The sequence below is a fragment of the Niallia sp. FSL W8-0954 genome (assembly GCF_038005605.1).
Classification (GTDB): Bacteria; Bacillota; Bacilli; order Bacillales; family Cytobacillaceae; genus Niallia; species Niallia circulans_A.
Window position 1 is genome coordinate 2,893,369 of record NZ_JBBOTN010000001.1, and the last position, 15,223, is coordinate 2,908,591.

General features: G+C 34.9%; 12 protein-coding genes. 4 read left to right on the forward strand and 8 right to left on the reverse strand.

Features of this window, described 5'->3' with window-relative positions; genetic code table 11:
• Positions 1-125: 125 nt before the first annotated feature.
• On the reverse strand, positions 126-986 hold the full coding sequence (locus NX902_RS14290; protein ID WP_095331986.1) for an amidohydrolase family protein: 861 nt from the start codon (positions 984-986) through the stop codon (positions 126-128).
• On the reverse strand, positions 973-4,074 hold the full coding sequence (locus NX902_RS14295; RefSeq protein ID WP_341160798.1) for a GNAT family N-acetyltransferase: 3,102 nt from the start codon (positions 4,072-4,074) through the stop codon (positions 973-975). The genes NX902_RS14290 and NX902_RS14295 overlap by 14 nt, the downstream gene beginning before the upstream one ends.
• Positions 4,075-4,387: 313 nt before the next feature.
• Here NX902_RS14295 and NX902_RS14300 point away from each other — a divergent pair, with 313 nt between their 5' ends.
• Positions 4,388-4,984: a MerR family transcriptional regulator gene (locus tag NX902_RS14300; protein WP_341160799.1), complete on the forward strand. Its 597-nt coding sequence runs from the start codon at positions 4,388-4,390 to the stop codon at positions 4,982-4,984.
• Between the two features lie 88 nt (positions 4,985-5,072).
• Here NX902_RS14300 and NX902_RS14305 read toward each other — a convergent pair whose 3' ends face one another.
• Genes NX902_RS14305 through NX902_RS14315 form a run of 3 tightly spaced genes read right to left on the reverse strand, consistent with a single transcriptional unit; the run spans position 5,073 to position 7,807 of the window.
• On the reverse strand, positions 5,073-5,552 hold the full coding sequence (locus tag NX902_RS14305; RefSeq protein ID WP_095331980.1) for a glutathione peroxidase: 480 nt from the start codon (positions 5,550-5,552) through the stop codon (positions 5,073-5,075).
• Positions 5,553-5,564: 12 nt separating this feature from the next.
• Positions 5,565-6,101 (reverse strand): hypothetical protein, encoded by a 537-nt coding sequence (locus NX902_RS14310; RefSeq protein WP_095331978.1) that lies wholly within the window; start codon positions 6,099-6,101, stop codon positions 5,565-5,567.
• Between the two features lie 35 nt (positions 6,102-6,136).
• The gene (locus NX902_RS14315) at positions 6,137-7,807 is read right to left on the reverse strand and encodes a formate--tetrahydrofolate ligase (protein WP_095331976.1); all 1,671 of its coding nucleotides are present in this window, start codon (positions 7,805-7,807) and stop codon (positions 6,137-6,139) included.
• A 361-nt stretch (positions 7,808-8,168) separates the two neighbouring features.
• Here NX902_RS14315 and metA point away from each other — a divergent pair, with 361 nt between their 5' ends.
• Positions 8,169-9,077, forward strand: a complete 909-nt coding sequence (gene metA, locus NX902_RS14320) for a homoserine O-acetyltransferase MetA (RefSeq protein WP_095331974.1) — start codon at positions 8,169-8,171, stop codon at positions 9,075-9,077.
• 617 nt (positions 9,078-9,694) lie between these two features.
• A complete protein-coding gene (locus tag NX902_RS14325; RefSeq protein WP_341160504.1) occupies positions 9,695-10,855 on the forward strand; it encodes an IS110 family transposase in 1,161 nt (386 codons plus the stop codon).
• Positions 10,856-10,988: 133 nt separating this feature from the next.
• On the opposite strand, the gene NX902_RS14330 is transcribed toward NX902_RS14325, so the two are convergent.
• Positions 10,989-11,693, reverse strand: a complete 705-nt coding sequence (locus NX902_RS14330; RefSeq protein WP_095331971.1) for an AIM24 family protein — start codon at positions 11,691-11,693, stop codon at positions 10,989-10,991.
• A 213-nt stretch (positions 11,694-11,906) separates the two neighbouring features.
• Here NX902_RS14330 and NX902_RS14335 point away from each other — a divergent pair, with 213 nt between their 5' ends.
• The gene (locus tag NX902_RS14335) at positions 11,907-12,119 is read left to right on the forward strand and encodes a DUF3892 domain-containing protein (protein WP_095331969.1); all 213 of its coding nucleotides are present in this window, start codon (positions 11,907-11,909) and stop codon (positions 12,117-12,119) included.
• 88 nt (positions 12,120-12,207) lie between these two features.
• Here the strand turns inward: NX902_RS14335 and mntR are convergent, their stop codons facing one another.
• Positions 12,208-12,633 (reverse strand): transcriptional regulator MntR, encoded by a 426-nt coding sequence (mntR, locus tag NX902_RS14340; RefSeq protein WP_095331968.1) that lies wholly within the window; start codon positions 12,631-12,633, stop codon positions 12,208-12,210.
• 305 nt (positions 12,634-12,938) lie between these two features.
• Positions 12,939-15,089, reverse strand: a complete 2,151-nt coding sequence (locus NX902_RS14345; RefSeq protein WP_095331967.1) for a type IA DNA topoisomerase — start codon at positions 15,087-15,089, stop codon at positions 12,939-12,941.
• Positions 15,090-15,223: the final 134 nt, after the last annotated feature.

The window sequence follows — 15,223 nt, forward strand, 5'->3', positions numbered from 1 at the left end:
TATTATGTCCATATTGTATCATGAAAAGTAGTTTTTCGAATATGAAAGAACAATCAATATAATTACGAAAGCCGGAGTAGAAAATTCAATCATTCTACTCCGGCTTTCGTTTCATTATTCATTTCCTATTTTTTACTTAAAAAGGGCTTTATTTTTGGAAATACCTTTAATGCTGTTCGATAAAATACGTCTTCATGGTAAGTTTCTGGAATGAGCTTTTTTATAAACTCTATATATGGTTCAAATGGGGCTAGCGGCCAATCTGTCCCAAAAAGCAATTTATCATATGATTGGGCAAAAACTAATGCATGGCGTAAATGATCGAGAAAAATCCCTTCATGTGCTTCTTCCAGTTCTTTTTTTGTTCCAACGATTAAACCAGATAAATCGGCATATACATTCGAATTTTTATAAATAATTTCCGCACCAGTCAATGTCCAAGGATCACCGAAATGTGCCATCATAAAATTCACATTACGATGTTTCACAGCCACTTCATCAATTGCAAGAGGATGACTATATTTTAAGTATCCTCTTTCAGAGTATGTATCTCCAGTATGGAACACAACTGGTAATTGATACTTTTCTGCTAGTCGATAAACAGGTTCATATACCTCATCATAGGCATAAAAAGGGTAGTAGCCTAAATAAATTTTTATTCCCACAACATGTGGCTTTTGAATCTCCTGCTCTAATCGTTCTTGTGCCGATAAATCCATATCATATGGATTTATCCCAGCACAGCAGACGACATTGTCTGGAACCAATAAGTCCAAATCTAATCCCATTGGGGTCTGGGCCTTATAATCAGGAAAGCCCATCTCTGGCGTTTCTGTAACCCCCATCCCAATCGCAAGGACAATATCAGCCTTCCTCATCTCTTCTTTCAAACCTTTATAACTATAATCTACAAAGGAAAGATCTCGAGCTGTCTCTTTAAACGATCCAATATTTGAGTAGTGTATATGGGCATCAATTATTTTCATCTACGTATTCCCTTTCTGAAAATGCTATTTGCCTTACCTTATTAACTAAAGAAGACTGTAATTCCCCCTCGGTAAACAGAAGATAGGTTGGTTCTGTAAATAAGCGGTTCTCTGTTCTTCTGCACTTAGCATAGGAAATCAACTGTATCACATCTTTATTACTATAGAAATCTATACCTTTTGATTTATCACTTGCAATATAATAACACTTTTCTTGCTCTAGCGATAAATAGGAATGACCCTTTATATTAACTTCTTGCTCTTCTGAAGCAACCATATATTGTTTTGTACTAACCTTGTTATCCTGAATATGGAGTACAGCTTTTTCCTCCTCATTGCAAGTGATAAATAGGTTTGTATGCCATTCTTCTTCTGCCATACGTCTGCCTGCATCATCAATTATTTCTACAAATGTAATGAGCAAAGGAATGCCTGGCATTGTAAGGAAATATTGTTCATACTTTAACCCATTCCATTTCTCATGATGCCTTATCGTTGTTACCAGCTTCACACCAGTCCATTCGTTATGATGGATATCTTTTAAACTAGTAAATGCACAAGCTGTCTCTTCCTTTAAGACAGAAAATACATTTAAATCTGGCGGACCATTTTTAATGCCCCCACACCACGGATTCCACCAACTTTTTGCGATAGGTTTAGGAAATGCATGATCCAACCATTCTTTCCCATTTACTACTAAAGAATAGACGCCTGGATAGTAATCAGGAGAAGCTTTAAAAGATATTATTCCATTCGAAACATGGTATATGGTAACTCCTTCTTCTATTATCACTTCTGTTGTCATGTTCTTACTACTTGGTACAAAAAGTAAATCTTCGGTATCTATTATTTTTGTCGGCAAAGAAATGGTTGTTTTCACTGTGTTTAGCCCTAATTGAAGATCCCTTTGAGGCTGAATTTGGTAGACTTCGGATGCTTCCGTATCAATTCTCTGTGAATCTCCTTGTCTTTCATTCATTGTTATGGTCATTTCACCTTGTATTGCTTGATTACTATAATTCTTTATTCGTACTTTTAAGTCATTATCTCTATCTATAATAAGATTTTCCTCATTAAATTCAACTTTAAATCCTGAGATAACAGTACTTGCGTGCTCTTTCTGTAGCCCTTCTGCTGCTAACTCCCATTGCTGCCAATTACGATAGGCACCGATATTCACTCTAAGAGGCGAAAAAGCAACGGATTCATTTTTTCCGAGCATGCGTGTGGATTCTATATGCACCTTCCAATTATCCATTTTAACGCGGGCTTCTTTAGCCCATGCAACACCGAATGGGATAGAATTTGGAGAAGAAAAATACCAATTCCCCGTTATATCCTTAGAATTTAATTCAAAAGGTTGTACGAGGTTCCATTCATTAAAGGAAACAACTTCCCCATTTAAAGGGAAATAGAGATTCTGCCATATGTCAAAAAAAGTTTCCTGTACACTTATTTCTTTTTCTTCCAAACTATTATTAGCAATGGTTATCCAACGTTTAATCAACCCTTCCGCAAAGAGCTGATTTGTTAACATAATATCTAGATATGGAAAAGCATTAGACTTAAAGAATAGTTCCAGTTTAATACTGTTTCCAGTTTTTTCAGTACGAACTTCATATGGCTTTTGTTTAGACAGCTCATTAGAATAAGGCTTTCCAATAGACGGTGCAAACAGAGCAAAGTCTGTATGAGCAATTTCTGTCGTAAGATCCATTTTGCTTACGGTAAGTTGATGTGGACCGTTATAAACCTGCCAACTCTTTTCTTGTTCTACTACAAACTGTTCACCAATCCCTTTGAAGGCAAGCGCAATTTCCTTTTCAAACGTTAAAATTCCCTGCTCATTCTCCACAATTTCTCCGATGATTTTTTCTTTAAAACTACCACAACTCTTCACTTGAACCGGAATGCGAATCCACTTTTTCGCTTTTTTAGCCAGATCGAAAGAATACTTATCCCCTTCAAAATGTAAGCGGTCATTTTTAGGAATGGTGAAATATCCATAAATATCTTTTTCTAAATTATTTCTAATCTCTAAATCTAAGTATGTGTTCATTCCTTTCGCTAAAATGGCCTCTATTTCCTTTCCCTCAATCGAAATAGGTGCTTGTGGGAAAACCCCCAGTTGTAAGCCTGTTTCTAGTCCATTGATTCTAACTGCAACCTTTAATGCCGGAAAGGTTTTTCCATTTACAGGTTCTTCTCCTTTTTCAATCACAAAAGAAGAAGAAATCGTTATTTCTTGATTACCCTTTATCTCTTGTGATCTTTGAAAACTGCATTGAATTCTGTCCTGATTATCTGCCAATACTTCTAAAGAAATTGGGCTTGCTGTTTTATTTTTTATCTTTAAATAGACCTTATGCTCTATTTCTTCTATGCATTTATGATTATCCATTGTTAATTCAATCTGAAAATCCTTAGTTTCCAAAGAGCAGATTCCTCTACTTGTTTTTTCAAATTTTACAACAATCGTCTCTGTTTCTTTTTGCCACACATATTCATAATGTGTAAAGCCTCTTTCAAACACCCCATCTGGCTTTATTTCAAGATTTCTTTTTAAATCTGCATACCAATCCATGTTTTTTAAATAACTATTTATTACTGCGTCATTTCGAACTGTTGGGATAAAATTCATTAGATGTGTATATTGGTCGTTATCCTCCCAAAAGAAACCGCAGCGTTTATATAATGGAACTGCCTTAAGATTACCTGCCCAAGTATATAAATCCAGTCTTGGCCATTTTAATTCTGTCGCTGCATTGAGTGCATGGAGCAAAAGCAGCTTACCAATTTTCTTGCCATGATAATCTGGACGAACATTTAATAAAGGAACATACAAGGCTCCTGCATCTTCTTTATAAACAGAAAAACCACAGTACCCTACTACTTCTTCTCCTATAACAGCTAAGAAGGTATCGATATTATCTGAGCTTTGCTGTTGATCGCGTACTTGTTCTTCTGTTTTTCCTGTTCCTCCCCATGAATCTTTACTTTTTGTCCACATGTCGGCCACTTTACCAGCAAGATCATCATGATAGCTTACTATTTTAATTTCCTCTAAACCCTTGATTGTCTTTTCCACTAAGAACCCTCTTTCCTCTTATTTTTCATTTTTGTTTGTATTGATATATTTTTATTTGTATTCATCCTAGCTCCTCCTTTCTTCATTGCAGGAATGTTTTTCCAGCATCCCTATTCTATCGTATTATTATTAAGAATTTTTGTAAAGATACCATAATAATAATTTTTCTAATAATTATGTATATCCAACAAAACTAGACAAAGCTCGTCAAAGGATTTTTTTTTCTTTTCACGAAAATTATAAAGACAAGGGTTTTAAACGTCCTTCTTGCCATTGGTCTGTTTCGATTATTTTATAATGAGGGGTGTATAGAATGTTAAGCGTACAAAAAAAAGAACTTACGATTAAGGAAGAAAACAGCAAATTATTAAGTGTGAAGGAAGCTGCGGAATATATTAATGAAGGTCCTGGTGTTGTTCGAAATTGGTTAAGAGAATTGAAAACACTCATACCAGTCATTATTGGCGAAAATGGCTACCGATATTTCGATCAAAAAAGCTTAGATATTTTAGTAAAAGTTAAACAAATGCGTAATGAAAAACAAATGTCTTTAAGACAAATTGAAGATGAGCTGACAAGGCCTTTACCTGCCTCTATCCCCATTGCCACTGAAGCTACGGAAAAAATTCTTCAGGATTTACAAACAATCAAAAAAGAATTAGAACTCCAAAAAAATTTCAATCAAGTATTAGTACAGCAACTAAAAAAGCAGCAAGAGCATATCGAATTTCAGCAAGAACATATTGCCAGTCAAGAAAGAAAAATAACTTTATTAGAAAATCCAATTGTTCTAAAAGAAAAAGAGGAACAATACTATGCTAAATCTAGAAAGAAGAAGCTGGCCGATCTAAATGAGCGGGAAACGAAGGAGAAAAAAAGTGGATTTATCCGCCTCTTTTCTTATCGTTAATCGTTCCTTATCATAAAAAATAAGGATCTTCAGCCTTTAGTGACAGGGTGTTCGTTCACTAAAAGCAGAAGATCCCTATTTTTTTCTGTTATCGGATAAGCTTTTCAATATCTGCTTTTATCTCGCTAGGACTTGTACTTGGTGCATAGCGGTCCACGACATTTCCATTGCGATCAATAAGAAACTTCGTAAAATTCCACTTGATTGCTTTCACACCTAATGCACCTGGTGCTTCTTTTGTTAAATATTGATAAAGAGGATCTGCTTCTTTACCATTCACATCAATTTTAGCAAACATCGGAAAAGTCACACCGTAATTCACTTCACAAAATGATTTTATTTCTTCATTTGTTCCCGGGTCTTGACTCATAAATTGATTACTTGGAAAACCCAGAACCACAAACCCCTCCTCTTTATACATTTGATACAATTCTTGCAGCTCTTTAAATTGAGGAGTAAAACCACATTTACTTGCAGTATTCACAATTAATAGGATATCCCCTTTAAAAGTGCTTAATGCCTGCATTTTTCCATCCATCGTTTTTACTTTAAAATCGTAAATGCTCATTTTACACTCTCCTTATACAGTTAATAATGAATCAATCGATTGAAGTGCAGTTAAAGTTTTTTCCATAAATTCCATCATCGTAATCATATCATCTATCTGTTCTTCTGTGATTAAACGATTAAAATCAATCGTAATATGATTCAGAATCGTTTGCTCCGCCTCAAGTGGCTGATAGCTGATTTCTTGCCTAATCTTCAAATCTTTTCCCCATATCTCTTCCACTAATTGCTGTATCAAGGGATAAAGAGTTTTGTCTTGTTTATGTCGTAAAAAAAGATGAATATATACGGTTGCACCAATCCACTTTTCTTTTTTTACACTCGCTAAAAGTTCAGCCGATAAATTTTGTAAATCAGCGGATAATTCAAACATTAGCTTAGCATTTTGTTGATTTTTCAATCGAAAAGTAATGGTATAATTTCTTGATAGCTTACTACTATTAAATACATCATTTCGATCTAAGACAATAATATCCCCATCTAAATCTTTATCATATATCAAGCCTTCCATTACTGTTCTCATATTTTCAAACGCTGTGGGATCAAACATCCTTTGTTCTCCTTTTTCCTTAATACATCCGGATATTAAAACAATCCAACTGCTTTACCGTCTTCATCAACATCCATGTTTAAAGCAGCAGGAGTTTTCGGTAAACCTGGCATTGTCATGACTTCACCAGTGAGTGCTACAAGGAAGCCCGCCCCAATAGATGGCTTAAATTCACGGATTGTAATTGAAAATCCTTCTGGTCTGCCAATCAATGATGGATCATCGGATAAAGAATATTGTGTCTTCGCCATACAAATAGGAAGATGCCCCCAACCAAATTTTTCAAAGTCGGCAATCTGTTTCTTTGCTTTTGAAGAATATTCTACCCTATTCGCTCCATAAATTTTTGTGGCAATCGCAAGCACTTTCTCTTCTATTGTAGTATTAAGCGAATATAAATGTCGAAAACTTTGTTCTTTCTTTTCGAGAATCGCTAAAATCTTTTGAGCAAGTTCTATACCGCCATCTCCACCTTTTTCCCAAACCTCTGTTAAAGCAACAGGAATTTGTGCTTGTTCACAAAGCTCTTTCAACACACTAATTTCTAATTCAGTATCTGTTACGAATTTATTAATAGCAACAACAAATGGTAAACCGAATTCTTTAATACTTTCTACATGCTTTTTTAAATTAGCAAAACCCGCTCGCAGCGCTTCTATATTTTCAACACCTAGCTCTTTCTTCTCGACTCCTCCATGCATTTTTAAGGCACGAATTGTCGCAACTATCACGACGATTTCAGGATCTATCTCTTTATTCCTAGCCTTAATATTTAAAAATTTCTCTGCTCCTAAATCCGCACCAAACCCAGCTTCAGTGACAACATAGTCTCCTAATTTGACAGCAGCAGTAGTTGCAATGACACTATTGCAACCATGGGCAATATTGGCAAACGGACCGCCATGAATAATCGCTGGAGAATGCTCGATTGTTTGAACCAAGTTTGGTTTAATTGCGTCTTTTAAAAGTAATGTAAGCGCACCTTCTACCTTCAAATCTCCCACAGTTACAGGTTCTCTGTCTACATTATACGCAACGACCATTCGAGCCAGTCGAACTTTTAAATCATTAATATCTGCGGCCAGACATAAAACAGCCATAATTTCAGAAGCAACCGTAATGTCAAAGCCATCTTCTCTCGGAACTCCTTGTAATGGCCCTCCTAAACCAATCACTACTTTTCTCAGCGCACGATCGTTTAGATCAACTGCTCTTTTCCAAACTATACGGCGCTGATCAATACGACATTCATTGCCTTGATGTATATGATTATCTACTAAAGCTGCCAACGCATTATTGGCTGTTGTAATAGCATGAAGATCTCCAGTAAAATGCAGATTAATATCCTCCATAGGTAATACTTGCGCTTTTCCTCCGCCTGCTGCCCCTCCTTTGATCCCCATTGTAGGACCTAAAGAAGGTTCTCTCATTGCTATGACGGTTTTTCTCTGTAATTTATTCAACGCGTCTCCTAATCCGACTGTAACAGTTGATTTGCCTTCTCCAGCAGGAGTTGGATTAATAGCCGTCACAAGGATAAGTTTACCTGATTTATTATTTTTCAACTTATTTAAGGTTGATGCTGTTATTTTCGCTTTATATTTTCCATATAATTCAAGATCATCATCTGATAAACCTAGCTTTTCGGCAATATGTATTATTGGTTTCATTACAGCTTGTTGAGCAATTTCGATGTCAGATTTCATTTTTCGTCTATACCTCCATGATTATCCTCTGGTAATTTCAGTCTTCCTTTAACATTGTACATTAAAAGAGACATGATACATACACGTTTCGACAAAATCATTATCTTACAAACATACTTAAAAATAATCCATAAATCCCTTTTAACATTCCTTCCTTTCACAAGATTATATAATATCTTTCAAAAATTCAAAACATTATGATTGCGACATATTCCAATCAAATTTATAATAAGCTATGATATTGATGGGAGAAAGTAATAACTAATTTATCGTTTAAATGCGATTGATATGAAAAAAACGGCAGTGACACCACAGACAATACAGAAAAGACGATTATAACTATAGGAGGAGACATACCTTTATGCCTATAAGAATTCCTCAGCTCTTGCCAGCACGAGAAATACTTGAAGATGAAAATATATTTGTAATGGAAGAAGGGCGTGCAAGAACCCAGGATATTCGACCATTAAACATATTAATATTAAACTTAATGCCTCAAAAAGAAAAAACGGAGGTACAAATATTGCGTTTGCTTGGGAATACTCCTTTGCAGGTCAATATCTCCTTTTTGAGAACAGCATCGTATGAGTCAAAGAATACAAGTTCCTATCATTTGGAACAGTTTTATCGCGATTTTGAAGCAATAAAAACAAATAAATACGATGGAATGATTATTACAGGAGCGCCTGTGGAATTAATGAGTTTTGAAGAAGTTGATTATTGGGATGAATTAACCAAGATAATGGAATGGTCGAAAACAAATGTAACGTCTACTCTGCATATTTGCTGGGGAGCTCAGGCAGCTTTATTTCACCATTTTGGCATTAATAAGTATGAGTTGGAACAAAAGTGTTATGGAATTTACTCCCACCATGTCTTAAATCCGGCAGATAAATTAATGCGTGGTTTTGATGACAGCTATTTAGCTCCCCATTCAAGACATACTAATGTATCAATTGAAGAAATCAAAGCACATCCAAAACTTGAGCTATTGTCTGCTTCTGATGAAGCTGGCGCCTTTATTATTAGTGGAAATAAAGGCAAACAAATCATGGTTACCGGTCACTTAGAGTATGATTCTAGCACACTTGCTGAAGAATATAAACGAGACAAAGAAAAAGGTTTAAATATTCACCTACCCCTCGGTTATTTTCCCGAGAATGATCCTAATAAAAAGCCATTAAATAGTTGGCGGTCCCACGCTCATTTACTATTTTCCAACTGGCTGAATTATTATGTGTATCAAGAAACACCTTATGAGTGGAAATGACACACATCAAGTAAAAATAGCTGGCACATAAGATTCCAACTTAAAATAAGAGGTTGGGATAAAAGTATTTCAATTTAATATAACCCGAACAATTATACATTCATACTAAAAAGGATTCGTATAATTATTTGGGATTTTTATTTATTGAAGAAAAAAGGTATGTGGTAATCACCCGCAGCCTGAATACACTTCGCTTTCCATGGGGCGAGCGCCAAGCCTCCTCGTTCTGCCGAGGAGGCTTAGGTTGCTCCCCGCGGAAAGGGAGTGTCTGTAACGCAATGGAACGAATTGGATTCACCACTAAATTAGAGATTGTTCGTCTTTATCCATTATTTATTTTGCTTTGTCCCACCCTTGTATATTAAGCACATGAGGTTCGCTACCTCTAGTGCTTTTTTTAGTATAGTTTTTTATACTAAAAGCAACGCTGTGGATTAGTAACTCACCCTACAGTACTTTTATAGTAACTGGTTTTATAGAGACTCTAACCACAGCTCTTTGTTTATCTGTTAATTAGTTAGATAACGCTAGACGTTTGATTTCGTACAAGGATACAGAACAAGGAGTGCGTGGCTTGAAAGCACAGCGTAATATATTTTAGAAAGAAGGAATTATTCATGATTTATGTGGGGATTGATGTAGCTAAACAGAAACATCAGATAGCCATTCTTGATGATGGAGGGGAAATTTATCGCGACAACTTGGTCATACAGAATAATTATTTAGGATTTCAAAAACTTCATGAAATTCTTAGCCATATTCAAACAGAGACAGCGCAAGAATGCCAAGTAGCACTGGAAGATACAGGCCACTATTCTCTTCCTCTTCTACAATTTTTAAGAAAGAATAGGTATCTAACTTATTGTTATAACCCTATCTTAATCAAAGAATTTTCTAAGGTACATACCTTGAGAAAAACCAAAACCGATAAGATCGATGCTTTAATGATTGCCAAAAAGCTGATGGTGGATTGGGAAAAAAGAGAAAAAAAGCAAAATCAAACTTCTATGGAACTGAAAGAATTAACCCGGCACAGGCGAAGAATGGGAAAACATCAATCGTTTCTGAAAACCCAATATACACGGATATTGGAAAAAGGTTTTCCCGAGTTGGCGACATATGGGCAAGTGAGACATTCCGCTTATATGATAAAGATATTAAAAAAATACCCAAGTCCAAAGAAAATAGCTGCAGCTCATTTAAAGACACTTTCTTCCCTTTTAGGTGCAAATAATAGTCAATTGTCAGCCTCAAAACTACAACAATTAGCAAACGAAAGCATTGGATACCATTCTGAAGTGGCAGAATTAGAATTAATTCAGACGATTGAACAGCTATACTTGTATGAAAAACAAATAAAAAAAGTTGATAAACGTATTCAGGAAATAATGGATATACTCGATTCGCCAATCGTAACCATTCCCGGAATATCTTATCAACTCGGTAGTATTATCCTAGCAGAAATAGGAGATATACATAACTTTAAGACCTCTAGTCAGTTATTGGCTTTTGCGGGAATGGAGCCATCCATTTATGAATCTGGAGAAGGGAAAGGGAAGGGACAGATGGTTAAACGCGGCTCTCCCTATTTGCGGTGGGCCATGTATCACGCAGCACGATTGGTTGCCATCTATTCCCCAACATTTAAAAGATATTATAAAAAGAAGCAAGCAGAGGGAAAACATTATAATGTGGTGATTAGTCATTTAGCTAAGAAACTAATAAGGGTTATCTTTCATTTACTTCGAAAAGAAGAACCATATAAAGAAGCCTTATAATAACCCCTATTTTTTAAATAAGGCCATTATAAGGCTTCTTTGTCATGCCTACATTTCTATTTTAAAAAACGATTAACTTGTTCTATTTACTGCTTGACTTTATATAGTTAGTCTCTTTTTAATGAGAGTTTATTTAACTGTTATTGCTTCCACTATTCGAAAAATATACTTCTTCGTATGGCTGAATAACGACGAAGCCCTCTCCCGAAAATTTCATTTGAATGGATTCTCCGCTGCCTCTTCCAAAAAATGATTTAAGAGTAATGTCTGTTACAAATTCTGGTTGTAGACTTCCCGACCAAGCAACTGTCGCATTAGGATCTGTGAATACAGGGTTATTTGGAGTAACTCTTAATGTTAATGGTTCGTAATGTGACGTAATCGCAACGATGCCACTTCCTGACAGGTTAATATTAAATAAGCCGCCAGAAAGCATCCCGGCAATTCTTTTCATTAACTTAATATCCCATTTGATAGACGGCTCAAATGCTAGTAAATCATTGCCATTTACAAAGATAGAATCACCATTTAAACGGAGAATGGAAATTTTCTTTCCTTGATCAGCTAAGTAAAGTTTACCCGTTCCTTCTGCTTTCATTAAAGAAGCACCTTCACCAGTTAACGCTTTTTTAAACATTTTACCTATTCCGTGTTCCAAAATACCTTCGCGAGTAAACCGAATATTTCCTCGATAAGAAACCATACTTCCTGCTTTCGCCCAAATTTTATTTGTTAAATTAATTTCAAGCATCCTTTCTGTTTCTAGTTCGAAAATTCCTTCATTTTTATCTTGCTGCTCTGTCTTAGCTAAAAACTCCTCTAAGTCATATCTCCCCATTTTCTCACCTCTTCTAAAATTGTTAATTTAAGGATATCATTTAGCTAGTTGCATGAAAATAAAAATATAGGGTAATGTTAAATATATTTTCTTCTATAATCTATCACTGCATCCGGCAATTCATGATAATTTCAAATGGGTTTGTATATACTATTTTATATACATTAATTGGCAAGAAAAAATCGTATGTGATTACGAAGAAAGGAGCTAATTATGGAAAAAATTGTTGCAGTAGAACGAAATTATATGGGAGACATTATTAGTTTTAAAACATCTAATGGTAGAGTAATTTCCTATCGAAAAGCTTTGCTTGATATCGAAACTGGGATAATTGACGGAGTAGAAATTATGGAAAATGAAAGAGAGCAAGAAGATTTACCCTACTCGATAATAGATAACTTTGACAATTATCCACCTATTTTTTAACCGTTTTCCAATAGACAATAAGGGCAATTCTCTGTAGGCGTTTATTCTGCTTTATTAAAGCACACACCTAGAGAAAATTGCCCTTTCTTTATTCGATTGAATCGTTTTTTTGCTGAATTATTTTTAACTCTTCTACATGTTTTGGATTCTCTTCAAAAAATTGCACTAAATCACCAATACGATCAATAGAGTCCCAGCTTAGATGATGTTCTATTCCTTCTACATCATCATATATATTTTCTTCTTTCACCCCAATAATTCTTAATAATTGCTCTAAAAGTTCATGTCTATACACTAATCGCTTGCCGATTTTCTTTCCTTTTGGGGTCAAAACCAAGCCTCTATATTTTTCATAAACCAGATACTCATCCTTATCCAATTTCTGAACCATTTTTGTTACAGAGGAGGGATGGACAGATAGGCCTTCGGCAATATCTGATACTCGTGCATATCCTTTATCTTCTATTAGGTTGTAAATGCGCTCAATGTAGTCTTCCATACTAGGTGTCGGCAATTCAACCCCTCCTTTACCAGGATTACTCCTTTTTTCTATTCTATTCCATCATGCTTGTCTACGTTATATGTATGTAAATACTTGTTTAAACAAAAAATTCACCTCTTTACAGAGGGAATAAACGTTTTAGAATAAGCTAGTTAAAATAGTGTGGCATAAAAGTATTTCTTAAGCATTTTACTATAAAAAAAATAAGGAAACAAGATTCTTTCTAACATAAGCTTCTTAAAAAACTCGTTCCCTCAAGTAAATTCCATGTGCTTTTATCTTTCTATTTTAGCACTGATACAAATTTGTAGCAAAATCTATTCGGGAAATTCCATTTTCCAACTAAAATACTCGTTATCCTGATTCTTCTCATATTTCATGATAGCATCAAATTTATTTCCTTTTTTGCTAATTAATCCTTTAACTGGCGCTTTCCCATTCTTGAGTAGTGCTTTAACCATCGTTTTCGTCGGCTTCTTCTTCATGGTCCCAAGAAATTTATCATTTTTCCAAATGACATATTTACAGCCATTTTTCCAGTTACTGCAGCCAAACCCCTTTTTTCCTTCTATAACAGCATGACCACAAAGGGGGCATTTCCCCAATACTTCTGTTTTGCCCTTGGTATATGTAACTTCTTGGATAATGATATCTTCTTCCTTCTTTATTGTTTCCACCGCGTTTGTTGTGAAGCTGCTAATTATTTGCAAAAATTGTTGTTTACTAAATTGTCCTTTTTCAATATCATAAAGTGTTTTTTCAAGTCTTCCTGTGAAATCTAAGTTAAACAAATCTTTAATTGGAAAGATTTCGACCATTCTTCTTCCTAACTCCGTACAAACTAAGCTTTTATTTTTTGCTTCTATATAACCAATATCTTTTAGTTTTTTTATCGTTTCAGCACGAGTAGCTGGCGTCCCAATGCTAAATCCGCTTAAAATGGATAATACATCTTCCTCTGTATCCGCATCAAAATTTTTCCCGCAAGTTTCCATCAGCCGAAGCAGTGTCTTTTCCGTATGTTCCTTTGGCGGCTGTGTAGTATGGATGCTAGTGGATGCTTTTTGTGTTAAAACCTCTTCTTGCAAATTTACTAACGGAAGCATAACATCTTTCGATTGTATATTTTCAATTTTTTTCCAGCCCTCTACTAATTGAACTTTTCCTTTTGTTACGAATCTTCCTTTTAATTCCACTTGATTCACGCTTGTGATGATTCTCGTCTCTTCTACCTCAGCAACAGGCATAAATTGCATTAATAACCTATTTTTTATTGCTACATATACTTGTTCTTCCTCTTGGCTTAATTTTTTGGGGAGAACATAAGTAGGAATAATTGCGCTATGACTTTCCACCTTTTTGTTATCAAAAATTCGTTTGGATGGCACAAATTTCACTTCATTTTTAAACGGTAAATCTGCGGCGAGGAGATTTACCACTTTTTCTGTTTTCGCAATAAGACTTTCTTCTAGGGCAATACTCGCAGTTCTTGGGTACGTGATATATTTCTTTTCATAGAGACTTTGCGCAACTTTTAATACTTTATCAGCTGTCCATCCCTTATATTTGCTAGTTATATAGCCTTGAAGATTAGAAAGATTAAACAAAAAAGGCGGATATTCCTTTTTCTTTTGTACCTTCTTATCTATTACAACTGCTGTTTTGCCTTTAATCTGTTCTTCTATTTCTTTCAAATATAGTTCTTCTTTAAACTTTTCTTCTTTGTTTTCTAGATAAGTACCTGTATAACTACTTCCATTTTCCGTTAAAAACGTTGCTTGCAGTTTATAATAATTTTCTGGAACGAAATTTTCGATTTCTTTATCACGATCATAAATGATTTTAAGCGTTGGCAATAAAACTCTTCCAATATTCAATGCCTTCCCTTTGCCTTTTTGATATTTCAAGGTTGCCACAGAGGTTAAATTAATACCAATTAACCAATCGGCCCATTGTCTGCTAACTCCGGCAGCTTGAAGAGGTCTCAGCTCTTTATTAGAACGAAGATTATTTAATCCATTCAATACTTCATTCGGTGTCCATTCATTCAGCAATAGTCGGTAAACTTCTTTTTCCGTTTTTAAATTATAAATAATACTATCTCCAATTAGCTGTCCTTCTCGATCATAGTCACAGGCAGATATGATTGAATCTACATCTTGTCTTTTCATTAACCTATGAATAATTTTCAGTTGTTTTTCTGCTCCACGGTCGGGCTTGTCTCTATCTTTCGGATCAGACTTTACTTTATATTGAAATTTCGGAGGAATAAATGGAAAATTTTCTAACTTCCATGTAGACATTTTTTCATCATAGTCTTTCGCATCATTTAACTGCAATAAATGGCCAAAAGCCCATGTAACAATATAGCCATTTCCTTCAAAATAGCCATCTTGTCTGTTTTTTATTTTTAAAGCATCTGCAATGTTTTTCGATACAGATGGTTTTTCTGCCAATATTAATTTCATCTATATCACCTTTTTTCATAACTTACGTTTCTTGTTATTTTATACAAAATAATATTATAATCGCAAAAAAGATAATTGTATAGAAAGGGGAAAAGCAGTAGAAATGCAACTAGAGGATCATAGAAGTGTTTCTA